Raw genomic sequence first — 24491 nt, forward strand, 5'->3', positions numbered from 1 at the left:
CTCATATCTATCTTTTCATCTCGCCATTCAGTCGCAGTTTGGTAACTAACTGACTTATGACTTTTCCGACATGCTACACTCCCTGCTCGGTTAAGTTTTCCCGAAAACAGATAAGTCGGCTGATGATAGGTTATTTTCAAAGAACACTTTCCTAATCTCTTGCCAAAGAGATGTTTACGATGCAACCTTTACGGGCGCACAGAGGTACTTCAGATATTCACTCATACTCGGCGAGGAAAGGGCTTTCCAAGCCTCCTCGCAGATCAGCATCTTCCGCACCCCTTTCAGGCGGCGCAGCTTGTTGATGAAGGCTTCCATGATGATGATCGTAACCACGGGGAACAGCTCGGCATTATCTTTTATACTGTCAATTTCAAATACGATGAACCGCTTGTGCAGCAGGTCGATGTTCTCGTTCGAGTTCAGCAGGAAGTCGTAGCGCCCGCCCTTGTAATACTGCCTGAGCGTGGTCAGGAAGTTGTCGATGTTGAAGTCCTTCCGGCTCACCTTGATGTCCCTTGCAGCCAGCTCCTTCCGATAATCGTTCAGCATGTACTCGTAGAAGGTGTCGAACGAGGGGACGATGTCCCGGTTCTGCTGTATCCGGCGGATGTACGCCGAGACCGCACTGCCCAGCTCGCCGCTCTCCGTCTTCGTGATTTTCTCGTCCTCGCCCTTCCACAGTGCCAGCAGCAGCGTCTTGATGCTGTCCTTCTTCTCCACGCTGAACTTGTAGTCGTCCGTGAAGAAGGGGTTGAAGCTGATGGGCTTCTCCTCCGTGTACGTGTAGTAAATCCCGTCCTCGCCCTTGGTCTTGCGGTGGATCAGCTCGCACAGCCCTTGGTACGAGTTGCCCGTGTCGATCAGCACGATGTGGCTGTTTTGCTCGTAATACTGGCGCACGAGGTGGTTCATGAAGAACGACTTGCCGCTTCCGCTCGGACCGAGGACAAACTTGTTGCGGTTCGAGATCACCCCTTTCTTCATCGGCAGGTCGCTGATGTCCAGATGCAGCGGTCTGCCCGTCATCCTGTCCGCCATCTTGATGCCGAAGGGCGAGAGCGAGTCCTTGTAGTTCGTCTCTTCGGTGAAGAAGCACAGGGCTTGCGGGATGAACGTGTAGAAGCTCTCCTCGAAGGGGAAGTCCCCCTCGTTGCCCGGTATCGCCGCCCAAAAGAGCGTGGGCACGTCCACCGTGTTGTGCCTCGGCTTGCACTCCATCAGGGCGAGCTGGCTGCCCACCTCGTTCTTGATGCGCCTGAGTTCCTCCCTCTCGTCGCTCCATGCCATCACGTTGCAGTGGCAGCGCACCGAGGTCAGCCCTTTCGAGTGCGCCTCGTTCAGGTATTCCTCGATCCATGCCTTGTTGATCTGGTTGGAGCGGGAGTAGCGGGAGAGCGAGTGCATGTTCCGGGCGGTCTGCTCGAAGCGTTTCAGGTTCTCCCCGTGGTCGTCGATGAAGATGTACTGGTTGTAGCAGTGGTTGCAGTCCAGCAGCAAGCCCACCGGGGCGGCGAACGACAGCCGGCAGTCCGAGCGGTCGGTCGAGAGCCGCTCGTAGCGGCTGTCCGTCGCCACCTTGCCCGGCAGGTCTTCCGTGTCCGAGAGGGTGTGCAGGCAGAGGATGTCGTCGCCGATGCGCATCTCATCCGGGTTCAACTGGATGTCCTTCAGCACCGTCGTGTCGTGCTGCGAGAGCGAGAGGTACTTCTCCACGATGCCCGCCGCCGTTTCCGTCCCGGTGATCTCGTCCGTCGTGAGGCGGCGCAGCGTAACCAGTCCGCTGTCGTTCATGATCTTCTCGAACTGACCGACCGCTTCGATGAACCTCGTAACCGTCTCCCGGTCCTCGATCTCCTTGGGGACAAGCCTGCCCTTGCAGAGGGTGGAGAACGTGCTTTCCTGACGGCTCCGTGCCTTCGTCGTCTTGGTAAGGAACAGGTAGCAGAAGTGGTTCAGGAACGGGCGTTCGTTGAAGTGCCTCTCAAAGCTCCGGCTCAGGAAGCTAAGGTCGTCCCTGTCCGTTTCCGGCCGGTACTTCTCCTCGATGAAGAAGTCCTGCTTGTGCACGATGGAATACTCCGGCAGCACCTTCACCGCCTTGTGCCAAGCCGAGTGGACCGCCTCGTACTCGCTTCCCGTGACGGAGAACAGTTCCGGCAGTTCCACCCTGAAGGCGACCGTCACGTCCGCCTCCTTGCTCACGATGCAGCCGTTCTCCACCGCCAGCAGCGGGAACTTGCTTTCGAGCGTCGCCGCTTTCATTACGTTTCTCATTCTTGCCAGTGTTTAAAGGTGAATAATCGGGGGATTTTCAGCCGGTTCACCACGTACCTCGGATGCCGCCTGCGGGCGGCTGCCTTCATCAGCCCGTGCGTGCCGTACCGGGCGTTCAGCCGGAAGGTCAGCCATACCAGCAGCGTAGCCGCAACCACGCCGAAGCCGATGCACACCCACTGGTTCACGCCCGCCATGTACAGGATGACGAACACCACGAACACGGCGAGCAGACCGCCGCAGAAGATGAAGAGGTACTGGCTTTCCAGCCCCTTGAACTCCACGTTCCTGCCGATCCCCTTGTTGATTTCCATGTCCATAATCCGCTGTTTTACAGGAAGAACGAACGCAGGATGGTGGCGGCTACAATCAGGAAGATGCAGGCTCCGAACCAGCTCGCCGCCGTCTTCGACGTGTCTGGGTCTCCGGAGCTGAACTTCCCGTACACTTTCACCCCTCCGATCAAGCCGACCACCGCACCGATGGCGTAAATCAGTTTCGTTCCCGGCTCAAAATACGAGGTAACCATCTGCGTGGCTTCCGTGATACCCGCCTGCCCGTTTCCCTGCGCCATTGCGCCCACGGCAACCAGTATGCAGGCCGCCGTGAATAAGATTCTCTTTTGTCTCATTTGTCTTTAAAATTTTAATTAAACATTATGGTTGTCCATCAGCCGGGCGACACGCTCACGTGCGCCCTCGAACTCGTCCAGCATCGCCTCCCAGATGTCCGACCCCATCACGGACGGCAGCACCTCACGGGCTTCCCGCTCCGCCTTTTCGTCCGCATTGTCCGACACCAGTACCCGGCGCACCTTTTTCAGGTCATCGAAGGAGTACCCCGTGGCGAAGTCGGGGTTGCCGTCCGGGTAATAAGCCCCTAATTCCTCTTCCTCCTCCAGTTCCCGGATCTCCTCCGGCGTGGGTTCATAGTCCGTCTCCTCCTCGTCCTCCTCCGGCTCGATGTCGGAGTAGTCCGCCCCGTCGTCCTCCGCTGCGGGTTCGTCCACGGCTCCGGCTGCCGCTTCCTCCCCGTCCTCCGCTGCGAAGGGCAGGTAGGTGCTTTCTCCCATGACCGTGTACGGCTTGCCCGGTTGCCCCGGTTCCTTTCCCGTTCCGTCCGTGTCTTCGTCCGTCTCCGCTGTCCCGAATATCCCGGCGATGTCCTGCCGGTAGTATTTCCACAGCACGACAAGGTAATAGAGCAGCAGGACGGTGAGCGATAATTTCAGTATCATGCCGTTTCCTCCTTCCTTTTTAAAAGAGGTTCTCCAGTTTCCCGGCGTATGCCGCCTCGATCTCCTCCCGGTATTGCTCGAAGTGCTGCGCCAGCACGTTGTCGATGTATGCCGAGAGCGACACCTTGCCGCCCGTCAGCATCACCGAGATTTTGGCGATGCGCTCGTGGTACTCACGGCGCACATAGACCGGCTTGCCGTAGCGGGCGGGGATGTCCATGCCTTTGAGGAAGGTCGTCTCGTAGTCCGCCTGCCTTCCCTTGCGCCGTCTTGTGTCCGCCGTTTTCCCTTCCTGCGCCTTCTCCACCGGCACGGAGGTTTCCCCCTTTCCGGTTCCCGGTTCTCCCGTTCCTGCCGCCTCGCCCGCCATCATCCGCATCAGCAGTTCCTCGTCGATGGGCTTCTCATTCCGCTGCTTCTTCATAGCCTTCCAGTTTGAGGATGGTCGCTATCTCACGGGTCAGTTCGGGGATGCCGCTGCCTGCCAGCATCCGCCTGTCGGGAGCCAGCAGCGTGGAGCGGAACACCGTCCGTCCCGTGCCGTCCGCCTCCTTGCGGAAGCGTTTCGTGTCGGGGATGCGGGTTTGCAGCATCGGCAGCCCCATGTCGGCGACCACCTGCCCGTACTTCTCGTACAGCCCGCTCGTTTCCCGCTTGTCGACTTGGTTCCAGAAAAGGTAAAGCCCCTTCAGACGGCTCGTCTCCTTGCCCAGCATCATCCGTTGCAGCACGTCGAGGAAGGAGAGCGTGCTTTCCAGCACCGCCTTGTCCGCACTCACCGGGGCGAAGATGTAGTCCATCTGTGCGATCGTGCGCAGGATGCCCGCCGAGTTCACCGTGCCCGGCAGGTCGAAGAAGAGCAGGTCGTAGCAGCCTTCCGCCGCCAGCTCCCTTGCCGTGTCAGGGGCTTGCTCCACCCGGCACTTGCGCACCGGATAGGCGGCACGCCCCGGCTGCCGCATCTGTTCGTAAGCCGCCCGTTTCAGGTGTTCGTTCTCCAGTACCGCCCGGCTGTCCCGCTCCCGCATCTCGTACAGGCTGTACTGCGGGAAGTCGCAGTCGATCACCGCTAACGGACACCCCAGACGGTAGTGCAGGTAGCCCGCCACCAGCACCGTGATAGCCGTCTTGCCGCTGCCGCCTTTCTGTGTGGCGAAAGCCACGTTCAATGTCTGTCTGTCCATATCGTCATTCTGTTGGTTATTCATCCGGCTGCCCGTGCAGCCGCTTCTCTGTTCACTCAATCAGTCAGCCTTTCAGCCACTTTGCCGGTCATTCGTCCGTTCATTCGTTCAGGCATCCGTTCATCCAATCATCCGGCTGTTCAGCCGTTTGACCGTTTAGCCGTTTAGTCATTTAACCGTTTGGCTGTTTAGCCGATCGTCCGGCTGGTTATCCGGTTGTCCGTCCGTTTGTCCGGCAAGACCGTCAGCCGTTCGGCTGTCCGTCCGGTCGGCTATCCGGTTGTTTCCTTGTCTATCCGGACAGTCGTTTCACCGCTTCCACGGCGCAAAGGAATATCAAAATACCGGTAGTTTATCCGTTTGATTATCAGCGTGTCGTGCATTGTCTTTCCACCCGTAGGTTTGTCGCATCCGGGTATGGTGTCCGGACGGGAAAAGGGCTGTTACTTTGCAGGCGGAAACCAAAATGGAGTAAGAATGGAGAAGAGCGGCAACCGCCCGAGGGAGTGCCCCGGCACTCCGCAGCAGGCAAGGGCATCCCCAATCTGTCCGGCAGGACGGATTTTATTTTCAAACGAAAATGGCAAGTTGTGTGCTGCGGCACTCGAAATGAATTTCGTGCCTCACCACCACCTTGCCCCCTCGATGTGGCATCCCCCTCCGGAGTCGGGGGATGCTCACGGGGGAGAGCCGTAGGCATACGGCGTTTTCAGACCATGTTTCACTTAAAATTTTACAGGATGATGGACAATCAGAAGAAGTATGCGGGCAACCACGGGCGAAAGCCCAAGCCCGACAAGATGCGCCACCGCTACGTGTTCCGTCTGGACGACGGGGACAACGCCCGTTTCCTCGCGCTTTTCGACGAGTCGGGCAAGGCGACCAAGGCGGAGTTTATCGTTTCCGCACTTTTCGGCAGGGAGATTAAGGTCATTAAACTGGATAAGGGGACGCAGGATTTCTACATGCGCCTGACCACCTTCCACTCGCAGTTCCGTGCCATAGGCACGAACTACAACCAATGCGTGCGTGCGCTCAAATCCAATTTCTCGGAGAAGAAAGCCCTCGCTTTCCTCTACAAGCTGGAGCGGCACACCCTCGAACTGGTCGAGTTAAGCAAGCGGATTTCCGCACTGGTGGAGGAGTTCCGGAGCAAATACCCCGTCCGATGATAGCCAAGATCTCGCACGGCAGCAGCCTTTACGGGGTGCTTGCCTACAACCAGTTGAAGGTGGACGAGCGGCACGCCGACGTGCTTTTCACCAGCCGGATTATCGAGCCGCAGGGCGATGCTCCCTACACGATAGGGCATCTTTCCCGCTCGTTCGGTGACTACCTCACAGCCAACCGCAAGACCGAGAAGCCCGTCCTGCATATCTCCCTCAATCCCGACCCGAAGGATTGCTTGAGCGAGGAGCGGTTTGTCAGCTTGGCGGAGGAGTACATGCGGCGCATGGGCTTCGGCGACCAGCCCTATATCGTCTATCGCCACAACGACATCGGGCGGGAGCACCTGCACATCGTCTCCGTCCGGGTGGACGAAACCGGGCGTGCGATTTCCGACAGCTACGAGCACGGGCGTTCGATGAAGGTCTGCCGGGAGCTGGAGAGGCAGTTCGGTCTTGTCCCGGCTACGCCCAAGCAGTGGAAGGAGGGGCTGCCCTTGTCGCCCGTCGGTTACGGGGACGGCAACCTCAAGGGGCAGTTGGCGGGAGTCATCCGCCCGCTTGCCCGGGAGTGGCGTTTCCGTACACTGGGAGAATACCGGGCGGTGCTTTCGCTCTACGGCATCACGGTGGACGAGGTGAAGGGGGAATACGGCGGGCGGGAGTATCACGGCTTGACCTATTCGGCAACCGACAGGGAGGGCAACAAGGTCGGCAAGCCCTTCAAGTCCTCCGTGTTCGGCAAGGAGGCGGGCGTCGCAGCCCTCGAAAGGCGGATGCACAACGCTGCCGCATGGGAAAAGACCCACAAGGAAGTCGCCGCCGCCACCGCCGGAAAGGTTTCCGCCGCCATGCAGACCGCAGGGCATGACCGGGCGCAGTTCGAGCGGGAACTCATGCGGCAGGGAATCGGCGTGGTATTCCGTCAGAATGAAGCCGGGCGCATCTATGGGGCGACCTTCATCGACCATGCCGCCAAAGCCGTCTTCAACGGCTCCCGTCTGGGCAAGGAGTTCTCCGCAGGCGTGTTCAACGACCTTTTCGCCGGGCAGGAAGGTATTCACTTGCCACAACCCTCCGCCGGAGTGGAACATCCCACCCGGCAGCAGGAGCATACGGGCGCATCCCAATGGGACGGACACGATACCGGCTATCGTCCCGACCACAAGGACGGCACCACCCAGAACGTGGCGGCCGCCTTCAACCTCTTTGCCCCCGTACCCGGCGGAGCGTCCGGCGACCAGCCCGTACCTCCGCAACGCAAAAAGAAAAAGAGGCGCAAGTACGGCAGGCAACAATAATCAACTTAAAATTCAACGAATTATGCAAAACGAAGACGATTTGCGTGGACTCGCCAAAGTCATGGAGTTCATGCGTGCGATAAGCATTTTATTTGTAGTGGTAAATATTTACTGGTTCTGTTACCAGTCCGTCCGGGAGTGGGGCATCGACATCGGCGTTGTCGATAGGATATTGCTCGGCTTCCAGCGTACCGCCGGGCTGTTCTCCAATATCCTCTGGACGAAGCTCTTCGCCGTGCTGTTCCTCGCCCTTAGCTGCCTCGGCACAAAGGGCGTGAAGGAACAGAAAATCACGTGGCGCAGGATCATCCTTTGCGGCGTGTCCGGCTTGCTGCTCTTTTTCGGCAACGGGTGGTTGCTCACCCTTCCTCTGCCGCTTCCGGCGGACACCGTGCTGTATATCGCCACCCTTACCGCAGGGTATATCTGCCTGCTCATGGCGGGACTGTGGATGTCCCGTCTGCTGAAGACCGACCTGCTCGAAGACGTGTTCAACGTCGAGAACGAATCCTTCATGCAGGAGACCGAGTTGAAGGAGAACGAGTATTCCGTCAACCTTCGCACCCGCTTCTGGTTCAGGGGCAGGGCGTATGACGGATGGATCAACCTTGTCAATCCCTTCCGTGCGACGATGGTCTTGGGCACGCCCGGTTCGGGCAAGTCCTATGCGATAATCAACCAGTATATCAAACAGACCATCGAGAAGGGCTATTCGCTTTTCCTGTATGATTTCAAGTACCCCGACCTCTCCGAGATAGCCTACAACCACCTGCTCGCCCATTTGGACGGCTACAAGGTCAAGCCCAAGTTCTACGTGATAAACTTCGACAATCCGAGGGAGAGCCACCGCTGCAACCCCATCCACCCGGACTTCATGACCGACATATCCGATGCCTACGAGAGTGCCTACACGATTATGTTAAATTTGAACCGCACGTGGATTTCCAAACAGGGCGATTTCTTCGTAGAATCGCCTATCATTCTGTTAGCCAGCATTATATGGTATCTCAAAATCTACAAGAACGGCAAGTATTGCACCTTCCCCCATGCCATTGAGTTCCTGAACCGCAAGTACGCCGACATTTTCCCCATCCTCACCTCGTACCCGGAGTTGGAGAACTACCTTTCTCCCTTCATGGACGCATGGGAATCCTCGGCGGTGGAGCAGTTGCAGGGGCAGATAGCCAGTGCCAAGATACCGCTTTCCCGCATGATCTCCCCGGCGCTCTACTGGGTGATGACGGCGGACGATTTCACCCTCGACATCAACAATCCCGAAGAGCCGAAGGTGCTCGTAGTCGGTAACAACCCCGACCGTCAGGGCATCTACGGGGCGGCGTTGGGACTGTACAACTCCCGCATCGTGAAACTCATCAACAAGAAGAAGCGGCTCAAATCCGCCGTGATTATCGACGAGCTGCCCACCATCTATATGCGTGGACTGGACAACCTCATTGCCACCGCCCGAAGCAACAAGGTAGCCGTCATGCTCGGCTTTCAGGATTTCAGCCAGCTAAAGCGTGATTATGGAGACAAAGAGTCCGCTGTTATTTGCAATACGGTCGGCAATGTCTTTGCAGGTCAGGTAGTTGCCGAAACTGCCAAGACGCTCTCCGAGCGTTTCGGCAAGGTCTTGCAGAAACGGCAGAACATGACTATCAACCGGAACGAGACCTCCGTCTCCATCAATACCCAGATGGACAGCCTCATTCCGGCAAGCAAGATTTCCAACCTCACACAGGGTATGTTCGTCGGGGCGGTAGCCGACAATTTCGACGAGCGTATCGAGCAGAAGATTTTCCATGCCGAGATTGTCGTGGATAACGAGAAGGTCAGGCGGGAGACCGCCCGCTACGTGAAGATACCGCAGATCATCGACTTCACCGACAAGGACGGCAACGACACCATGCAGCAGCAGATCGACGCCAACTACTACCGCATCAAGAGCGAGGTCAGGCAGATTGTCGCCGACGAGATCGGGCGCATCAAAGCAGACCCGGAGCTGTCGCATCTGATTAAGGACAAGTGAGGATAAAAATACCCCGTCGGCAAGAACAAGCCGGCGAGGTTCTTTTTATCGGGTATGGTGTTTTTCGGCATGAAGTAATGGTTAAGTGGGTAGAAAACATTATTTTTGTAATGATATGGATAAGGACAATCGCAAATACCGGTTCTGCTTCATCGACTATATGTGGTATGTAGCCGAGATATGGCACGAAAGGGAGCATACCAACCTTAACGGGCGTATGCTGTTGCTCTTTTGCTGGCTCTTTGCCATACTCGTACCGCTTGGAACACCGTTGATGTTTCGCTATTTCAGTTGGATTGTTGCTTTTGCCATAGTGATGATTCTTTGCTTTCTTCCCGACTTGTTCTGTCAGCTCCGCTACACAGCCGGGCGGCGTGAAGCACTTCGTGAATATTACGGAAAGATGAAACATCCCGGCAGGAAGCTCGCCAAAATAGTCCTTATCGCTATCGCCCTGACCGTGGTGAATGTCGCACTGATGTTTCACTTCGGGTTTATACATTGGGCATGATAAACGGCAGGAGAATAAGCATCGGTTCTATCTCTGGGATTACTTACATATCGGCTAATTTCCATTTCACGGCAGAAGCCGAAACATCATCATCGTTCCGCTTTAAGCAGTAGTGCTATTTGTTACTAACGAATTCATTAATTGATGCTTTCATTTTTTCTACAATTACATCAATATATTGTTGTGGAATGTTTTTATTTTTATAGTTCTCAATAGCATCAAGAATACTTTGTTTCAATATCTCAACGCATTGAGAATCATTTGCTGTTTCAAATTTATCAAATGGGAGTAGAATTTCCAATTCTATCCGATTACGTTTTTTCGAATATCTACTTAATGGATTTGCAGTAAATCCTTTTAAGCAGAATACATAGAAACTTAGTTCATTAATATATGAAATATCACATAGACAATCCATATATTCTATTACAGAGTTTCTTGCTTTACGAAACTTATCAGAAATACTATGTTCCAATTCACCTCCAATAAAAACTTTCATACAAATTTGTTATCGTTAGTAATGTTTGGCGGACAATCAATCTTTCAGAGAGATTTATCTGCTTGTTATAAACCTATTTGAAATTTGTCAGTATATCATTCTTTTTATTGGAAGACAACATTTCCAATAAATGATTGAAGCTATCGCAAACAAATTCTGCCGAATCTTCAAATTCAGGTTCAACTCCATAATAGATTTTACCGTAATTTTCCGGAGATAAATCTATGCACAAATATTGGTATCCATCTTTTACTGACATAAGAATAGGAATATGGCTATCCCAAAACAGGCGTATCATATCACAGGATTCCTTATCATCTGCCAACGCCTCAAGTCCCATCAGCTCAAATTCATTCCAACGGAATCCGCTATCGCTTTCTCCGTTAAAATCCTCTATGGAATTAAACCAAACATTATCACTTTCATTCGTGATTGTCTGAAACCGTTGTAAAAACTCCTGATAGTCCGCAGGAAGTTCGGAGTACCGATTTTGTAAATCAGAGCTTAATTCTTTTCTTTCCAATCGTTCTGTAACGACGAATCCTATATTTTTCAGTGCTTCAATCATATTTTTATTTTACGAGTTTATAATGGGTTGGTGAGGGACAGCGTTTAGCTGTTATATCGACCTTGTTAGTAATATATTTCACAGAGAATAAATGTAACATAACTCCCAAATTATGTCAATAGTGGAATTTAGCCCAAGTTTATCAAAGAACATTTTCATTTCCCCTGATAGGTTATTATTGAAAATATTTTCAATAATAACCCGGCAGTTTTTTTTACTGTTTAGTATCTTCTTATTGTAATTAGCCTGTTCCAAGACCATCTTATAAAACGGCATGAGATATAAGGTAAACACCTCATATCGCCCATTATGAAAAGAAGGTGTCTTCATTTCTATTTGAGACACATTAATTAAATTAACCAAACTGCCGCTTTCAATAATATTGACTATTTTACCTTCGCATTCTTTGAAAAAAGTTTCATCGCAGGTTTGGTTATATCCAATCTGGATCTTAATGTTTGCTGACAGATTTTCAAGCCCATCATCCGGACGATCAATGACACCAACCCACATTGTTACTTCTAATGAGCCATTATGTTTATATACTCGTGCTATTATATAACAATAATATATATCAATGATATGTTTACTTAAACATATAAGATCATCATACCATAATTTCTTAGGGCACTTAAAGTTATACTCATTGAGTAAACGTTGAAATTCATTTATAACACTGTGAAATTCAGATTTCATATTTATTACTAATGGTTTGCAGCGTTCCGCCTTATTCAGTCGGTAGTGCTGTTTGTTATAAACTCTTTTTTCTTTATTCTTTTGCCGTTACATGTAAAGCCATAAGTAAAAGCTGCATCTATGGTTTGTTTTGCACTCTCAAGAATATAATGATACAAATTATCATATTTACTAAAGCATGGAGAAAGAATGTAGAAGTTTTTAATATTTAAAGGAATATAAATCCCCGTCATATCGGATATTCCATAGCGTGCTTCCTCCAAATTTGGTACTGGTATGGAAATAGATATTTCAAACTCTTTATTAGATGGGAAACGTTTTGCCCGTTTGAAAATCCCAATCCCCCCATTAGTATTTCGAAGATTTATCTGTATGAGAAGTTTCCAATCTCCCAAATCATCTAAGTTGATTTGGTTATTGTAATCTTCCATATAACCATTCAACTCTCGGTAAATTGAGCGCAGTAAGTCCAATTCTCCAAGTTCAGGGATTTCACTACTTATTAAAACTGCATATTGATTATTCATACATTCATCCTTATATCCAGAGTTTATAATGTTCGGCAGCGTTCCGCTTATTCAGTCGGTCTGCTGTTTGTTATCAACTTATATTTTGTCTGACAACACCATGTTCATAAGCCAAACTATCACATTCTTTTTGCATATTGGTCAGAACATCTTCGACCACTTTTAAGGAAACTTCTTGTGGTACATTTATGGATACGAATGAAGAGAGATTAGAAATCTCTACCTTGCATCCCATATCAAGTAGTTTGTCTCTGACCATCTGCATACGTTTATCGTTAAAATGTACCCTCAATGTGCTATTTCCAGAGGGATTCACTATGGATTGAAAATGATATTCGCCATCTTCTTCTGTAACACATATCTCATCCCCCAAACTGATTCCATAGGTATAGAATGGCACATTATCGACAATATAGGTATCATTACTTGCCTTTTTGCACCACAAACCTTCAATAGAAAATGGTGGATAGCCATCTTCATCTTGTTCCAAGTGGAATAGCACTTTTATATGTTTGTCTTTTTTCATTTTATTCATTAATAAGTTGATAATGTTAGGTGGATAATCGGCTGTTGGTAGATTAATCCGTTTGTTAGTCGCTCTATTGTTTCCAGAATTTTTCAAGTTCATCATACTCTCCAAACCAATACTGAAAAGCTATCTTATCAATGCCGTTTTTGCCTCTCCAAAAATCCACTGGGTAATTCCAATCAGAACTTCGGCTGCTTCTTGGAGTACATCCTTCATTAAACTCATAAAAGGAACCTCTATATTTTTCAGTGTGGAGAATACTAAGGTATCCCATTATTTCCAACAGACGTTGTAAAGCTAATTCTGCAAACTTAACACTTATACGCTTTTCCTCTTTCTTCCAATGCTTGAAAAATTCTTTTTTCTTCAACAATTTGTACACATAACGAATCCCGTCTGATTCCTGCACGGATGTGATAGTCTCAAAGATTTCTTTAAGAATACTCAGCCCTTCCTTTTGTTGTTTGGGATCATACAGGAAATTCACACTTTCCCTATTCTCTTGCTGTAAGCATTGTACCATGTGAAAAACATCAGATTCATTCACCCCATATTTGGGATTGAATGGATATTTTTCAATATCTTTCTCAAAGGAAGACGAACAAATATAACAAGAGTTTATTGTAGGTTCATCCATAATTTCTCTTTGTTGTTCTACGGTCATATTCTCAAAGGAGAGGTATTTTCTTTCTAAGAATAGTTTTTTATTTTCTTTTATCCACAACCTCTCGTCTTTGTAAAAATCACCTGTTTTAGGAATGTCGTATATTGAATATGAATGAACATAATATGTTTTCATTTTCGACAAAACTTGAAGCCCAAAATGAATCCGACCTATTGGCAAGGTTTGTATGAATAGCTCAGTAAGCCGCTTCTTGTCAGAAGAAGTGTACTCTTTCAACAATAGTTCTATGGCTTCGTTATGTGTCATTTTTATTATTATTTTTAAGTGGCTAATGTCCGGCAGATAATCGACCGTTAGGGAGATTCATCCGCTTGTTATCGTCATAAATTGTACTTCATTAATAATGATTTAAATTCTTCATTTAACCTCTTTCCTCCAAATTGAGCAGCAACTTTTTGAATACTGTCTTTTTGCATTACAAATTCCAATTCAGTAGGCTTTAATTGAGAACAACACCAATCAAATACACGCAAATTGGGAATATCGGCAATGTTTTTTATATCAACTAAATTTTTACATTCCCAAATAAATAACCAATATAAACTATGTAAGTTCGATAAATTGGGGAATTTGCTAAACGGTTTTATGTTACAAATGATTAGTTCTTCTAAAGGAGAAAGATTGGCTATATAATCAAATGTTTGCTCTTCTTTTGTGGCAATACCATTAATACATAATCTCTTTAGATGTGTCAATTTGTTTAATGCTGTATAGTCATTGAATTTACACGAATACATCCTGATATCTTGCAATTCGGGCATATCCAAAATAAAATCCATTGAGTTGCCTTTAATATGCCACAACGATAACATGGTTGCATTTTTATACTTGTTCAATTTGATTTGAGGACAAGTAAGATATGCAACGTGAACACCATTCTGCTCAATTCTTTTTATTCCTTTCTCCATGTTCGTTTTTATTTTAATGACGATAATGTCCGGCAGATAAACCGCCTTCAATGTTTCATCTGTTTGTTAGCAACCGCTTTTACCATTCAGGAAAATTATCTTCTATATATTGTTCTAACGATGGAGCGATGGTTTTTATTTCGGCATCACTATCATGATAGTATATTTCGACCTCTCCTTTAGAATTTATCATTATGGGATTGCCAGAACCATCATCTGAAATCACATAAGTATCTGTAACTTCAGGATGAACTTCTCTTAATGATTTAGTTTCTTCGACCACATTTTCATTGCCGTCTAAAGCATTAATCATCATTCCTGCGTATGCTGTTCCGAAATTCTTGATAAAGTCTATATAGTCAGAACTAAATTTTACTCCTAACTCTTGTTCCGCACATAATACCTGCTCATCAGATGCAGGTGTCCCAATCATATCATGTGCCGTTAGAAATCTTCTCAATCGTTCTATAAGTTCCTTTTTCATATTTATTTCCTCGGTGGCTAATGTTTGGCAGCGTTCCGCTTTTAGTCGGTTTGCTGTTTGTTAGTCGCTTATTCTATATCGGTAGTGTTTTTTCTCTTGACACAAGCATTCTACCTCTATCATCGTAAAGCGTAAATAGTCTTTGGGATTCTGATATGAGCATATCTTCAAAAGAATCCCATGACAAGAGAGAGGTAGCATCTCTACTTTTACAGAAATGAACCTTTCCATTTTCAGAATCTATATAGAGCTTTGAGCCATCATATCTATATCCTCCAATGAAAAAATAAGTATCTTTTGCGTTTTTAGGTCTTTCGTAAATGTTTGACTCAATTAAGCCATAAGGCTCTGGAGTCGCGTTTGGATTTCGATTATATGATTTTCTCATTCCATACAAACTGAAATGGAAGAAAAGATGTAAGCCATTGGAATCAGTCATTAAAAACGAGCGGAATTGAGCCGGAATCTCTCTTTTCAAATCTCGCTCTAACTCAACAATATCATCTTCATTTAGCGTAGCAAAGACGCAAAAATTATATGCTTCAGGAGCAATGAAAGGTGCATGACCATATTCTTTTGTCCCGTTTTCATATTCTTTACATCCATACTTTTCAAAAGTCTGAATGTATTTCTTTATTTCTGTAAACGCACTCATATTCTTTTTTCTTTTATTTTTTCAAGCGACTAATGTTTAGCAGATAAACTGCCTTAAATGTTTCATCTGTTTGTTAGCAATCTTTTAAGAAAGCAACATGAAGTGCCATTCTTTAGGATAGTCCTTCTTTATCATATTGAACAACAACTTTACATTATTGGAATGCTGTTTTGTCAATATGGAGTATATATATTCATGACAGGCGCAGCAGGCTCGTTCTTTATTAGAAGCAACACAATGAAAAGAATCATCTGTATTTTCCTCTACACAAAACCAGTTCCATCCATAGTGCTTTTGGATGGTGTTTCCTAACAGGGAACCTAACTCATAAGCCCTATCCGTAATTTCCTCGTCATCTGAACTTTCAAAATTATTGAGATAGTTCTTTATGCCATCAAGGATGGCAGAGGATTCAGCACTTTCCTGCAAACCTATAAGGACTAAACCTTTAGCCGCAAGCTGATCTATTTCTATTCGTTCGTCCTCATTAATTGGACGGTATTCTATAATTTCACTCATTGCTTTCTTTTTTTCGTCAATTGCTAATGTTTGGTGGATAATCATCATTAAAGGAGATTGATCCGCTTGTTATCTGCCCGCTTTATTCCTCTTCTTCGATAAAATGATTTATAAAGTAATTGAATGACTGGGCGATGTAACGAGTATTTGTTTCAAAGTTGTATTCTCTTGAAGCGTTTTCGTCCCACTCGTCAGTCAAGTAATAGTAAATCTTTTTATTCTTCAAGTTCAACGCATAATAGTTTCCACCCGAATCCATAGCAAAAGGCAACAGGTTGCTTGGCATTAGATTTCTGCTCCACATGTCTTTGGCTATGACTTCAATTGTTTCAAAAGCATTGGTGCGTTCCTTTATCGGAAAGAACGCATTTATCTCCACCCAATCCAAATCCTCGTCCTGCGGTTGAAAACAATATGGTGATGGCATACCACCGTTGAACTTGAGGTAAAAGTTCTTCATGCCTGCCGGAATCTTTACATTCAACTCAACCTCAAAATTCTTTATATCTTCTTTTGTTAGCGAAGCCGAACAGTCCGAAAGTTCAGGCATTACACCTTCTATTTCTATAATCTCCGTTTGTTGTTCCTCTTCGATTTTTGGGAAAGCAACGAGATTATTGAAAAAATCATCTATTGAATCCGCTATCAATTGAGGTTCATCAAAAATAAATGCATCGCTATTTTTTACAAAACCAATAATTTTATAAAAATATACAGCTCTGTTTTTTATATTGATTGCAATTACACCAATATTTCTCAAATTGTTATGTCCACTGGCAAATAGCAGAATATTGTCAGAAATCGAATTAGAACTACGATGCTCCAAGGTTTCTCCTTCAACAGTATGAAAAAGAGCATTCTTAAAACTCTTATTATATTTGAACGGTTGGAAAATTCTAATTTCCACTTCGTAATATTTGTTTATGGAGATGGTTTGCTGTTTAGGTTCTCCTCCATTATATTGTAAATAGAACTCTTTCAGTCTTTCCGGCAAAACATGACCCAACTTGCTCTCAACTTCTTCAAAATCTTTGAGAGTAAGACTTTTTTGACAATTTTCTAATTCTATTTTCATATTCATTCTTTTTATGGGCAGATAATGTCCGGCAGCGTGCCGCTTGTTCAGTCGGTTTGCTGTTTGTTATCGTTGTTAAAGAATCTTCTTACATCATAATTTGCGATAGTTCTTGCCAATGATTTAGGAGATACTCCATTGTTGTTCTCTATATCGGGATTAGCTCCATTTTTCAAAAGGTGTTCGATAAAAAAGCCATCTCCCTTGTATTGCATAACAGCTTCCCATAAAGGAGTATTACCATTTGCATTTTGCATATCTATATCTGCATTATGATTCAGGAGTAATTCAAAAATACCTTTCAACTGATATTGAACAGAAAGATATAATGCAGTGCGTCCGTCTTTCCTTTTTTCATTTATATCCAACCCTTTTTTTACAAATTCGGGTATAATTACACCTGCGGGATGTACGATACTCTTGTAATTCATTATATAGTAATGAAGTAGATTACTCCCATATTTATCTTTACTATTTATGTCATAATCTATTAGAGCTTGTATAAACCTGTTTGAGTCATCACTCAATAATTCAAGTTTCATATCTTCTATTGTTCTCATTTCTTTGATTCTAATGTAAACAACGATAATGTTCGGCGGATAAACCACCTTAAAAGTTTCATCTGTTTGTTATCGACCTATTTTATTTTTAGTTTTTGACTATATGCAAGTATTACAAAACGATTATCTAATCCACAATCAATTACATCATTCTTTTCTAATTGAGAATAGGCTTTTACAAATCTATTTCGACATTTACTTGAATGTATGTAATGATTGAAGTAGTTCTCGGCTTGTTCCTTTTCACCATATCTCAACATATATGGCAGGGCAAGGAGAGAGTCTTTCGTGTATTGATTGAAACAACAGCCATGTTGCGTAATGAAGTCAATAGCCATTTGTCTATTCTCAAATAAATCAAATATCGGACAAGCATATTTTTCAAGTAAATCAATTATTGTTTTTATTGATGGAGCATAGCTTAGTCCGGCAAGATCCCAAGATTGATATTGATTTATTGGCGATAGGTATCCAATATGATTATGATATACTAAGCCATCATCATTGACATTGAGATTCTCTTCTTGCACCCACTTTTTCAAGTTTTTACAGGTAATCGTAATCAGTGGATATATAGCCACACTACAAGATGAATTATATACACTTGAACGAAACCATATTTCAAAAGTCAAATTTTTGTCTTTTGAAATCTTTTTCAAACATTGTCCATTTTTAGACGGCTTAAATCCCATTGCGATAAAAGGAATAGCTATCTCATTGCAGGCTTTAATAAATATATCTCTTGGTTTCATTTCTTGTTCTTTTCAGGTCGATAATGTTTGGCAGCGTTCCACTTATTCAGTCGGTTTGCTGTTTGTTATCAAATTCTCATTTATCCATTTCTTTACTTTTTTCGTTACAAATGACATTGGAGAAACACCTGAATTATTATTCACTGTTATATCTGCACCATTTTCCAATAATGTAATCGCAGATTTGTCATTTCTATCAAAAATGGCAATGAATAGCGGGGTACGACCATTTTCTTCTTGGATATTTAAGTTTGCCTTTGACCCTGCAAGAAGTTCTATAATTTCCGGGCTATTCTCTTGAGCAGCGAAATGCAACGCCGTCCACCCAGAGTCATCTTGCAAATCCAAATTCAAACCATTCATTTTGTATTGCTTTATTAGTTCAATGGCAAACGTACTCTTTCCTTCGACAATGAAATTCATTAATAGATTTCTTCCATCTCTATCCACAAAATCACATCCATACTTATCCACAAATGATATGACTTTTGTAAAATCATCTTCGTCGAATAATTCAAACATCAGATCTTCTGCTTCTTCGTTATATTTTGTACTCATAACTGCTTTATTTTAGAATTTGATAATGTTTGGTGGCTAACCGACCTTTTTAGGGGAGGCTAAGCCGCTTGTTATATGCCATTTCCAAATTATTAAAGATATTAAAACCTATATATGATTCTTTGTTGGGGTATCTCAACCTATAATAGCAATTCCAATAACTAATCATTTGATTTTTAGTTCGATCAAAGAATTTTTCATTTTCTCCGATAAAACGAAGGTAGCTATCCATATTACACTCCAAATGCTTCTTCACATCGTATAAAATATTATCTACATATTCTCCTAATAGCTTAAAGCAAAATGGTATAGTCCAATATTCTGTGCAGGAGATTAGGTTTTGTAGATGGCGTTGCCTTACAAAACCATTATTATGTCTTGTGAAAATACAGTCAAGAATATTTCTTTGTACTGCTGTCATATTGGACGGTGTCTGTTCTCTCATATATACCCGTTCTGGAATTGCTATATTCAAACCTCCAAGATTGACGATATAGTATCGGCTGCTTATATCATCATTTTTCATCACAAGCATATCCAATACTCTCCGTACATCTTTTGCGAGATCCGGAGGAAATGAATTTAATATTTTATCCTTTTCATACATGGCATATAATGCCCGGTGGATAATCGCCATTAAAGGAGATTGATCCGCTTGTTATCTTTTTTGCTACATTCCTTTTAAGTTCTCTTTTATTTCCTCTACTCTTGCCTCAATCTTCTCAAGGGGATATTTTTCACTTCCACCGAGAGCATATATCAATACTAACTCTCTCATTTCAGCGTAAAGAGCCTCTCTTATATCTGTTTTATTCCCAAGTTGGATACTTTCTTGAACATTTTGCTCTCGTCCTTCTAATAGCGAACCGTTGCATCGACTCTTTATATTTTCAACATCCGTCTCTGCCTGCATGATTCCCGCCAATGCCTTAGATTCATGCAGAACATCTTTACTTTTTCTTGAAGCATAATAGACTAAAGCCAACACCAGTTCGACTTGTGTCCATGTATTCCAGTTGCCAGTAAACGATACAGCAAGAAGTATTGAATACAGTTGAGTAAACTGATTGGTATAACCATAAATATACAGCCAAAAACACAGGTCTTTCAGATTTTCCAAATCTTTTGAAGACTTGAAGTTCATCTTTTTCAGAACCTTCTTGCTCAAACTCTCGATACGTTTATTCCCGAGAGAAGATAGGCTCAATACAATATTTGTTAGTTCTTCGTTCATCGCTTATTGTTTATTTATTCAAAAAGATAACATGTAATTATCAGCGGTTTTCGCTGTTATTTTCTTATTTAACTATCTCATTATCACTTTCAAGAATATCATCCAATGGAGTGCGGATGCTGCTCTTGAAAGTGTCGGCTATATGCACGTACATTTCCGTCGTTTTCAGTTGGTTATGTCCCAACAGCTCTTTCACGATTTTCAAGTCCGTGCCTTGTTCGATCAGATGCGTGGCGAACGAGTGCCGCAACAGGTGGGGGTACACCCGCTTGGTGATTCCGGCTTCCTTCGCCGCCTCTTTCAGCTTCTTCGACACGATGCTCTCCGTAAACGGCTCGCCCTTGTACCGCTCGAAGAGCCATTCCTGCGGCTTGTACAGCTTGGTGTACTCGGTCAGTTTCCTGACAAGGGGCTTCGACAGCAGCGTGTAGCGGTCTTTCCTCCCTTTGCCCTGCCGTACCCGTATCAGCGAACGGCTCACGTTAATGTCGTGGGGCTTCAAGTCCAGCAGCTCGCTGATTCTCAACCCGGCGGAGTAGAGCAGCGAGAACATGCAGAACAGCCGGATGTCCGGACCGGTTGCGTCAAGGATGGATTTTATCTCCTCCTTGCTCAGCACGTCGGGCAGCGTCCGTTCCCGTTTGGCTCGCTTTACCTCGTAACATTTCCGTTCCAATCCCAGCACTTTCTCGAAATAAAACTTGATCGAGTTGATGCGCAAGTTCTGTTGGCACGACGAGATCCCCCGTGTGTCAATCAGGTGCACGATGTAGGCGTTGATTTCTTCCGGTCGGATGTAGCGGAGGTTTCTTCCCGCAAAGTATTGCTGGAACTCCTTGAAATAGGCGGTGTACGCACGGACGGTATGCTCGCTGTACCGCAGTTGCCGCAGCGTCTCGGCATAGCCGGGCGGGATGGCGGGGCTGGTTTTCCCGTTTTTCTTGGGCTGGGTGTTTTTCAGGGCGGAGTAGTCAATATACGCCGTTTCCACATGGCGGTCGAAAAAGCCGGACAGGTCGAACCCTTCTTCCGGCAGGTAGGCTCTGTCCCCCTCGAACCGCACGCCCTTCTCTTTCGACAGCGACAGCCGGATGGCATCGTCCTCGTCGAACTCCACTTCCACGTATTTCTGCCCGTCACGGATGGCAGGTGAAAGCGTTATTCTCGGTTTGCTCTGATAGACTTTCATACGCATCGCATGGGTGGCAATGACAGACCGTGTCCCTCATTACCCATATTTTACAAATATAGAGAAAACAACGAATTATCGCCGTTTTCCGGAGGAGAAAAATGCGTGCTGGGCATGATTTTTTGGTATTTTTCACAGGAAAGGGCTGCGACAAACCTGCGAACCGGACGACAAGTGCGGACAGCCCGCCCCGGACTTGCACGTTCCCCGTGTTTCTCCCTCTATATTTACGCCCGGTTTCACTTGAGAACCAATAGTATTCACCATTTAAAAACATTAGATTATGGACGAACGACCGGACAGCAGCCAGCAGTTGATGGACATCCTGCTCGTCATGGACGAGAAAGGCACGCTCCAAGCCGTCAGCGGAGTAAAGGACGGCGAGTTACAGACCAAGAACCCCTTGGAGGACAACAACGACCTCCTGCGGGTGGATCGCCACGGCGATATGTTTTCGAATTTCTTTTCCAACCTCTGGAACCAGTTGAAAGACCCGACCCGCTTCCACTTCTTCCGTGTGCCGGAAGAGGAGGTGCAACGGGTAGCCGCCGATTTCCGGCAGCGGGAGAGCCAGTCCGTCAAGACGGGCGAGCCGCTCGTTGCGCAGTACGAGGTGCAGCCGCCCGTGCAGGCGCAGCAGCAGACCCAAGCCGGGCAGCAGCAACAGCCGGAGGGTGCGCCGCAGCAGTCCGCCGGGCAGACCGAACAGAACCCGCAGTACAAGTACCGCCCGGAGGACATCGACTGGAACAGCCTCGCCGCACTCGGCGTGCAGCGGGAGCAGATCGAGGGCAACGGGATGCTCGACCAGATGCTCCGGGGCTTCCAGACCGACAAGACCGTCCGGGTGCATTTCCACTTCGACGGCATCTCGCACAGCAACGACAGCCAGCTCTCGCTCAAGCCCGGCACGGACGGCAGGCTGACCGTGTGCAGCCACGGCATCCTCGACCCGGAGAAGATGCAGAAGCAGTTCTTCGGCTACGACATCACCGACTCCGACAAGCAGGTGCTCCGGCAGACGGGCAACATGGGACACCCGGCGACCGTCACCAACCGGGCGGGCGAACAGGTCGAAGCCCTTGTCAGCCGCAACCTCAAGACCAACGAGCTGGTCGCCTTCCCGCTCTCCAAGGTCAATATCCCGGCGGAGAAGAACGGGCATACCTTCACCCCGGACGAGATAGCCCGGCTCAAACAGGGCGAGGCGGTGGTCTGCCGGTTCCTTTCCAGAGCCAAGGAGGGGGAGCAGCCCAAGATTTACCCGGCTCCCGTGCAGTTCAGCGCAGCCAAGATGCAGCTCGAATTTCTCTTCGGCGACCGGGGCAGGCTGGCGATGGATGCGTACAAGGCGAACCTGAAACAGACCGCCAATCAGGAGGTGCCGAAGACTTTCCGCAAGCAGGAGCTTACCGAGAAGTCCCGCCTCGAACTCGAAGCCGGGGGAACGGTCAAGGTTTCCGGCTTGGTGGACAAGAAAGGAAAAGCCTACCAAGGCTACATCACATGGAAGCCCGGCGAGAAGCCCGCCTTCATGTTCCCCAAGGACTACAAGGCGGCGCTCGAAGAGGGGCGTGTCAAGCCCGCCGTGGAGAACGAGGTGCAGGTGGCGGTCAATTCCGAGGGCAAGACCGTCGAGACGACCCGCAACCTGAAAGAAGCCCTGCAATCCGCACAGCAGCGACCCACCGGGGAGCAGAAACAGCAGCAGGAGCGCAGGCAGGAGCAGAAAGAGGACCGGAAACAGGCACAGAAGCAGGAACAGCCCGACAAGCCCAAGCGCAGCCGGGGTGTCCGCCGCTGATTTCCCCGCCATTCTGTAAATGAATTACCGGTTATCCCGTCCGAGCGGCGGGATAACTTTTGTCAAACCGTTAAATTTTAAAGAAATATGATTACAGCAGTCATCGCTGAAAAGTTATCACGAGTTATGATAACTTTTCTTATCACAAGTAAATTATTATCCAAAGCTATAAGCTAATACACCAAATAACTGACAGATAATCAATCAAACTCGTGATAATAATGTTCTGATAATAATATGCTATATTGTGGAGAGAGTAATGTTGCTCCCTCCAAATATAGTATTATGGACAATAAAAATCATTTTGAATCCAAAGTTTCGGATTTTTTAGAAGCGTTGCGTAAAGCCGGATATTCAGAATCGACTATCCGACAGTATAAAAAGACCTGTCGTCTTTTTATCGTTTACATGGATATAAACTACATACAAGACTGTAATGTAGAATCCATCGATTTGTTTTTAAAGACTATGCCACAAGAAAAAACGCGGTTGATACATGGAACCAATTATCGATTACTGCTATTCGTTAATTATCTTACGGATAGAACTATCCAAAAACCAGTTGTAAGATACGTTATACGCAAATTCTCAGGAGAAATAGGAGGCATTATGACAAAATACCTTCATCTCTTGGAAGAACAAAGACTATCTCCTAAAACGATAGATGGCTACGAACATGTGTTCAGCTATTTTCTCAGGCATTTGTCTTTGAGGAATGTATCCCGCATCTCAGATATAGGTGAGGATGATGTGCTAACTTTTATATCTTCCAGCCAAAACAGTAAACAAAGAGTATTGGCAACGATGCGTGCATTTTGTCGTTACCTGTACGAACAAAAGCTTATCAATAAGAATATTGATTATGTGATAGGAAGAAACCGTTATATTGTAAAAGAAAAACTACCGTCGACATACACTTGTGAAGAAGTCTTGCAAATAGAATCTTCGGTAAATCAATCCACTCCTGTAGGAAAACGAGATTACGCCATGCTCCTATTAGCAACACGGTTAGGACTACGTTCCTCCGATATTGCCGGATTACAATTCAGTAATTTAGACTGGGATAGAAACATTATCCGCCTGATACAGTACAAGACTAAACGTGAAATAGAATTGCCACTCTTAAAGGATGTAGGAGAAGCTATCATCAATTATGTGAAATATGGCAGACCGAGTTCTTCTTCCAAACAGATATTCCTATCCTCTTTAGCCCCATATAATCCTGTGAATGGGGCGGTGGTTTCCTTGTCGGTCAGAAAGATTATCTGCCATTCAAGAATAGATACAAGGGATAGAAAAAAAGGTCCTCACGCTATGAGACATACTTTAGCCAGCCAGCTATTGCGTAATGGCATATCACTGCCCGTCATTTCTGAGACATTGGGACACAAAACTACACAAACGACAATGGGCTATCTTCGGATAGACATTGATGGTTTGATGAAATGTGTCCTTGAAGTCCCGGATGTCCCATCCGATTTCTACACACAGAAAGGAGGTTTGTTCTATGTCTGAACAATTCATATATCAAAGCGTGTTCGCAC

30 protein-coding genes and 1 pseudogene are annotated in these 24491 nt (G+C 46.4%); 7 read left to right on the forward strand and 24 right to left on the reverse strand.

The features are described 5' to 3' along the window. Positions 1-186: 186 nt before the first annotated feature. From HMPREF1536_RS24705 to HMPREF1536_RS24730, 6 genes and pseudogenes are all read right to left on the reverse strand, one after another. A pseudogene (locus tag HMPREF1536_RS24705) lies at positions 187-2277 on the reverse strand (TraG family conjugative transposon ATPase); the annotation flags it as partial. Continuing rightward, positions 2274-2597 carry a DUF4133 domain-containing protein gene (locus HMPREF1536_RS24710; protein WP_028728876.1) on the reverse strand — a complete coding sequence of 108 codons (324 nt, stop codon included), beginning with the start codon at positions 2595-2597 and terminating at the stop codon, positions 2274-2276. The pseudogene HMPREF1536_RS24705 and the gene HMPREF1536_RS24710, both read right to left, overlap by 4 nt. Before the next feature lie 11 nt (positions 2598-2608). Then, positions 2609-2908: a DUF4134 domain-containing protein gene (locus HMPREF1536_RS24715; protein ID WP_028728877.1), complete on the reverse strand. Its 300-nt coding sequence runs from the start codon at positions 2906-2908 to the stop codon at positions 2609-2611. A gap of 18 nt (positions 2909-2926) precedes the next feature. After that, on the reverse strand, positions 2927-3514 hold the full coding sequence (locus tag HMPREF1536_RS24720; protein ID WP_028728878.1) for a DUF4122 family protein: 588 nt from the start codon (positions 3512-3514) through the stop codon (positions 2927-2929). Between the two features lie 19 nt (positions 3515-3533). Next, positions 3534-3938, reverse strand: a complete 405-nt coding sequence (locus HMPREF1536_RS24725) for a DUF3408 domain-containing protein (RefSeq protein ID WP_028728879.1) — start codon at positions 3936-3938, stop codon at positions 3534-3536. Further along, entirely contained in the window at positions 3919-4698 is a 780-nt protein-coding gene (locus HMPREF1536_RS24730) for a ParA family protein (protein ID WP_028728880.1), read from the reverse strand. The genes HMPREF1536_RS24725 and HMPREF1536_RS24730 overlap by 20 nt, the downstream gene beginning before the upstream one ends. A 12-nt stretch (positions 4699-4710) precedes the next feature. Between HMPREF1536_RS24730 and HMPREF1536_RS28015 the strand changes: the two genes are divergently transcribed. Further along, positions 4711-4866 (forward strand): hypothetical protein, encoded by a 156-nt coding sequence (locus tag HMPREF1536_RS28015; RefSeq protein WP_157395724.1) that lies wholly within the window; start codon positions 4711-4713, stop codon positions 4864-4866. A 199-nt stretch (positions 4867-5065) separates the two neighbouring features. Here the strand turns inward: HMPREF1536_RS28015 and HMPREF1536_RS28020 are convergent, their stop codons facing one another. Beyond that, on the reverse strand, positions 5066-5398 hold the full coding sequence (locus HMPREF1536_RS28020) for a hypothetical protein (RefSeq protein ID WP_181980762.1): 333 nt from the start codon (positions 5396-5398) through the stop codon (positions 5066-5068). A gap of 43 nt (positions 5399-5441) precedes the next feature. Between HMPREF1536_RS28020 and mobA the strand changes: the two genes are divergently transcribed. The 4 genes from mobA (at position 5442) to HMPREF1536_RS24750 (ending at position 9705) form a co-directional block, all read left to right on the forward strand. Next, on the forward strand, positions 5442-5870 hold the full coding sequence (gene mobA / locus HMPREF1536_RS24735) for a conjugal transfer protein MobA (RefSeq protein ID WP_028728881.1): 429 nt from the start codon (positions 5442-5444) through the stop codon (positions 5868-5870). Next, positions 5867-7165, forward strand: a complete 1299-nt coding sequence (gene mobB, locus HMPREF1536_RS24740) for a conjugal transfer protein MobB (RefSeq protein ID WP_028728882.1) — start codon at positions 5867-5869, stop codon at positions 7163-7165. Before mobA ends, mobB begins: the two co-directional genes overlap by 4 nt. Positions 7166-7187: 22 nt before the next feature. Next, entirely contained in the window at positions 7188-9194 is a 2007-nt protein-coding gene (gene mobC, locus HMPREF1536_RS24745; protein WP_028728883.1) for a conjugal transfer protein MobC, read from the forward strand. A 115-nt stretch (positions 9195-9309) separates the two neighbouring features. Further along, entirely contained in the window at positions 9310-9705 is a 396-nt protein-coding gene (locus HMPREF1536_RS24750; RefSeq protein WP_028728884.1) for a hypothetical protein, read from the forward strand. 115 nt (positions 9706-9820) lie between these two features. On the opposite strand, the gene HMPREF1536_RS24755 is transcribed toward HMPREF1536_RS24750, so the two are convergent. From HMPREF1536_RS24755 to HMPREF1536_RS24835, 17 genes are all read right to left on the reverse strand, one after another. Beyond that, positions 9821-10204, reverse strand: coding sequence for an Imm44 family immunity protein (locus HMPREF1536_RS24755; protein ID WP_009017663.1), 384 nt, complete (start codon positions 10202-10204; stop codon positions 9821-9823). 73 nt (positions 10205-10277) lie between these two features. Beyond that, complete coding sequence (locus HMPREF1536_RS24760; RefSeq protein WP_028728885.1) at positions 10278-10772, reverse strand: SMI1/KNR4 family protein; 495 nt, start codon at positions 10770-10772, stop codon at positions 10278-10280. Positions 10773-10850: 78 nt separating this feature from the next. Beyond that, positions 10851-11468 (reverse strand): Imm25 family immunity protein, encoded by a 618-nt coding sequence (locus HMPREF1536_RS27770; protein WP_150115651.1) that lies wholly within the window; start codon positions 11466-11468, stop codon positions 10851-10853. Between the two features lie 35 nt (positions 11469-11503). Next, positions 11504-11995: an Imm9 family immunity protein gene (gene imm9 / locus HMPREF1536_RS24770; RefSeq protein ID WP_008620116.1), complete on the reverse strand. Its 492-nt coding sequence runs from the start codon at positions 11993-11995 to the stop codon at positions 11504-11506. 73 nt (positions 11996-12068) lie between these two features. Next, on the reverse strand, positions 12069-12626 hold the full coding sequence (locus HMPREF1536_RS24775) for a DUF4265 domain-containing protein (RefSeq protein ID WP_223805097.1): 558 nt from the start codon (positions 12624-12626) through the stop codon (positions 12069-12071). Next, complete coding sequence (locus HMPREF1536_RS26815) at positions 12595-13455, reverse strand: hypothetical protein (RefSeq protein ID WP_028728886.1); 861 nt, start codon at positions 13453-13455, stop codon at positions 12595-12597. Before HMPREF1536_RS26815 ends, HMPREF1536_RS24775 begins: the two co-directional genes overlap by 32 nt. Before the next feature lie 74 nt (positions 13456-13529). Next, positions 13530-14117, reverse strand: coding sequence for a leucine-rich repeat domain-containing protein (locus tag HMPREF1536_RS24785; RefSeq protein ID WP_044192934.1), 588 nt, complete (start codon positions 14115-14117; stop codon positions 13530-13532). Between the two features lie 79 nt (positions 14118-14196). Next, entirely contained in the window at positions 14197-14601 is a 405-nt protein-coding gene (locus HMPREF1536_RS24790; RefSeq protein WP_028728888.1) for an SMI1/KNR4 family protein, read from the reverse strand. Positions 14602-14674: 73 nt separating this feature from the next. Continuing rightward, the gene (locus HMPREF1536_RS24795; protein WP_028728889.1) at positions 14675-15256 is read right to left on the reverse strand and encodes an SMI1/KNR4 family protein; all 582 of its coding nucleotides are present in this window, start codon (positions 15254-15256) and stop codon (positions 14675-14677) included. A gap of 84 nt (positions 15257-15340) precedes the next feature. Then, positions 15341-15775: a hypothetical protein gene (locus tag HMPREF1536_RS24800; RefSeq protein WP_028728890.1), complete on the reverse strand. Its 435-nt coding sequence runs from the start codon at positions 15773-15775 to the stop codon at positions 15341-15343. A gap of 82 nt (positions 15776-15857) precedes the next feature. Then, positions 15858-16856, reverse strand: coding sequence for an SMI1/KNR4 family protein (locus tag HMPREF1536_RS24805; RefSeq protein ID WP_004328534.1), 999 nt, complete (start codon positions 16854-16856; stop codon positions 15858-15860). 41 nt (positions 16857-16897) lie between these two features. Next, the gene (locus HMPREF1536_RS24810) at positions 16898-17410 is read right to left on the reverse strand and encodes an ankyrin repeat domain-containing protein (protein WP_007558978.1); all 513 of its coding nucleotides are present in this window, start codon (positions 17408-17410) and stop codon (positions 16898-16900) included. 77 nt (positions 17411-17487) lie between these two features. Next, on the reverse strand, positions 17488-18162 hold the full coding sequence (locus HMPREF1536_RS24815; protein WP_007662658.1) for a hypothetical protein: 675 nt from the start codon (positions 18160-18162) through the stop codon (positions 17488-17490). Between the two features lie 42 nt (positions 18163-18204). Continuing rightward, positions 18205-18720 (reverse strand): ankyrin repeat domain-containing protein, encoded by a 516-nt coding sequence (locus tag HMPREF1536_RS24820; RefSeq protein WP_007662657.1) that lies wholly within the window; start codon positions 18718-18720, stop codon positions 18205-18207. 49 nt (positions 18721-18769) lie between these two features. Continuing rightward, positions 18770-19357: a hypothetical protein gene (locus HMPREF1536_RS24825; protein ID WP_044192921.1), complete on the reverse strand. Its 588-nt coding sequence runs from the start codon at positions 19355-19357 to the stop codon at positions 18770-18772. A 33-nt stretch (positions 19358-19390) separates the two neighbouring features. Then, complete coding sequence (locus tag HMPREF1536_RS24830; protein ID WP_044192923.1) at positions 19391-19954, reverse strand: DUF6707 family protein; 564 nt, start codon at positions 19952-19954, stop codon at positions 19391-19393. 64 nt (positions 19955-20018) lie between these two features. Continuing rightward, on the reverse strand, positions 20019-21149 hold the full coding sequence (locus HMPREF1536_RS24835; protein WP_182420060.1) for a tyrosine-type recombinase/integrase: 1131 nt from the start codon (positions 21147-21149) through the stop codon (positions 20019-20021). Between the two features lie 277 nt (positions 21150-21426). On the opposite strand from HMPREF1536_RS24835, the gene HMPREF1536_RS24840 reads away from it, so the two are divergent. Beyond that, positions 21427-22947 (forward strand): DUF4099 domain-containing protein, encoded by a 1521-nt coding sequence (locus HMPREF1536_RS24840; RefSeq protein ID WP_028728893.1) that lies wholly within the window; start codon positions 21427-21429, stop codon positions 22945-22947. 609 nt (positions 22948-23556) lie between these two features. After that, positions 23557-24462, forward strand: a complete 906-nt coding sequence (locus HMPREF1536_RS24845; protein ID WP_158236838.1) for a site-specific integrase — start codon at positions 23557-23559, stop codon at positions 24460-24462. Positions 24463-24491 lie beyond the last annotated feature (29 nt).

The sequence above is a fragment of the Parabacteroides gordonii MS-1 = DSM 23371 genome (assembly GCF_000969825.1).
Lineage (GTDB): Bacteria > Bacteroidota > Bacteroidia > Bacteroidales > Tannerellaceae > Parabacteroides > Parabacteroides gordonii.

What these genes read in the sequence shown, in the direction of transcription:
- HMPREF1536_RS24845 (WP_158236838.1), top strand. Translation starts at nt 23,557, where the DNA reads ATGACAAAATACCTTCATCTCTTGGAAGAACAAAGACTATCTCCTAAA.
- imm9 (WP_008620116.1), bottom strand. Translation starts at nt 11,995, where the DNA reads ATGAATAATCAATATGCAGTTTTAATAAGTAGTGAAATCCCTGAACTT.
- mobC (WP_028728883.1), top strand. Translation starts at nt 7,188, where the DNA reads ATGCAAAACGAAGACGATTTGCGTGGACTCGCCAAAGTCATGGAGTTC.
- HMPREF1536_RS24760 (WP_028728885.1), bottom strand. Translation starts at nt 10,772, where the DNA reads ATGATTGAAGCACTGAAAAATATAGGATTCGTCGTTACAGAACGATTG.
- mobA (WP_028728881.1), top strand. Translation starts at nt 5,442, where the DNA reads ATGGACAATCAGAAGAAGTATGCGGGCAACCACGGGCGAAAGCCCAAG.
- HMPREF1536_RS24775 (WP_223805097.1), bottom strand. Translation starts at nt 12,626, where the DNA reads ATGATGAACTTGAAAAATTCTGGAAACAATAGAGCGACTAACAAACGG.
- HMPREF1536_RS24820 (WP_007662657.1), bottom strand. Translation starts at nt 18,720, where the DNA reads ATGAGTACAAAATATAACGAAGAAGCAGAAGATCTGATGTTTGAATTA.
- HMPREF1536_RS28020 (WP_181980762.1), bottom strand. Translation starts at nt 5,398, where the DNA reads ATGCCTACGGCTCTCCCCCGTGAGCATCCCCCGACTCCGGAGGGGGAT.
- HMPREF1536_RS24785 (WP_044192934.1), bottom strand. Translation starts at nt 14,117, where the DNA reads ATGGAGAAAGGAATAAAAAGAATTGAGCAGAATGGTGTTCACGTTGCA.
- HMPREF1536_RS24795 (WP_028728889.1), bottom strand. Translation starts at nt 15,256, where the DNA reads ATGAGTGCGTTTACAGAAATAAAGAAATACATTCAGACTTTTGAAAAG.
- HMPREF1536_RS24725 (WP_028728879.1), bottom strand. Translation starts at nt 3,938, where the DNA reads ATGAAGAAGCAGCGGAATGAGAAGCCCATCGACGAGGAACTGCTGATG.
- HMPREF1536_RS26815 (WP_028728886.1), bottom strand. Translation starts at nt 13,455, where the DNA reads ATGACACATAACGAAGCCATAGAACTATTGTTGAAAGAGTACACTTCT.
- HMPREF1536_RS24815 (WP_007662658.1), bottom strand. Translation starts at nt 18,162, where the DNA reads ATGAAACCAAGAGATATATTTATTAAAGCCTGCAATGAGATAGCTATT.
- HMPREF1536_RS24730 (WP_028728880.1), bottom strand. Translation starts at nt 4,698, where the DNA reads ATGGACAGACAGACATTGAACGTGGCTTTCGCCACACAGAAAGGCGGC.
- HMPREF1536_RS24715 (WP_028728877.1), bottom strand. Translation starts at nt 2,908, where the DNA reads ATGAGACAAAAGAGAATCTTATTCACGGCGGCCTGCATACTGGTTGCC.
- HMPREF1536_RS24755 (WP_009017663.1), bottom strand. Translation starts at nt 10,204, where the DNA reads ATGAAAGTTTTTATTGGAGGTGAATTGGAACATAGTATTTCTGATAAG.
- HMPREF1536_RS24825 (WP_044192921.1), bottom strand. Translation starts at nt 19,357, where the DNA reads ATGGCGATTATCCACCGGGCATTATATGCCATGTATGAAAAGGATAAA.
- HMPREF1536_RS24810 (WP_007558978.1), bottom strand. Translation starts at nt 17,410, where the DNA reads ATGAGAACAATAGAAGATATGAAACTTGAATTATTGAGTGATGACTCA.
- HMPREF1536_RS24790 (WP_028728888.1), bottom strand. Translation starts at nt 14,601, where the DNA reads ATGAAAAAGGAACTTATAGAACGATTGAGAAGATTTCTAACGGCACAT.
- HMPREF1536_RS24835 (WP_182420060.1), bottom strand. Translation starts at nt 21,149, where the DNA reads ATGCGTATGAAAGTCTATCAGAGCAAACCGAGAATAACGCTTTCACCT.
- HMPREF1536_RS24800 (WP_028728890.1), bottom strand. Translation starts at nt 15,775, where the DNA reads ATGAGTGAAATTATAGAATACCGTCCAATTAATGAGGACGAACGAATA.
- HMPREF1536_RS24710 (WP_028728876.1), bottom strand. Translation starts at nt 2,597, where the DNA reads ATGGACATGGAAATCAACAAGGGGATCGGCAGGAACGTGGAGTTCAAG.
- HMPREF1536_RS24840 (WP_028728893.1), top strand. Translation starts at nt 21,427, where the DNA reads ATGGACGAACGACCGGACAGCAGCCAGCAGTTGATGGACATCCTGCTC.
- HMPREF1536_RS24805 (WP_004328534.1), bottom strand. Translation starts at nt 16,856, where the DNA reads ATGAATATGAAAATAGAATTAGAAAATTGTCAAAAAAGTCTTACTCTC.
- HMPREF1536_RS24720 (WP_028728878.1), bottom strand. Translation starts at nt 3,514, where the DNA reads ATGATACTGAAATTATCGCTCACCGTCCTGCTGCTCTATTACCTTGTC.
- HMPREF1536_RS27770 (WP_150115651.1), bottom strand. Translation starts at nt 11,468, where the DNA reads ATGAAATCTGAATTTCACAGTGTTATAAATGAATTTCAACGTTTACTC.
- mobB (WP_028728882.1), top strand. Translation starts at nt 5,867, where the DNA reads ATGATAGCCAAGATCTCGCACGGCAGCAGCCTTTACGGGGTGCTTGCC.
- HMPREF1536_RS24750 (WP_028728884.1), top strand. Translation starts at nt 9,310, where the DNA reads ATGGATAAGGACAATCGCAAATACCGGTTCTGCTTCATCGACTATATG.
- HMPREF1536_RS24830 (WP_044192923.1), bottom strand. Translation starts at nt 19,954, where the DNA reads ATGAACGAAGAACTAACAAATATTGTATTGAGCCTATCTTCTCTCGGG.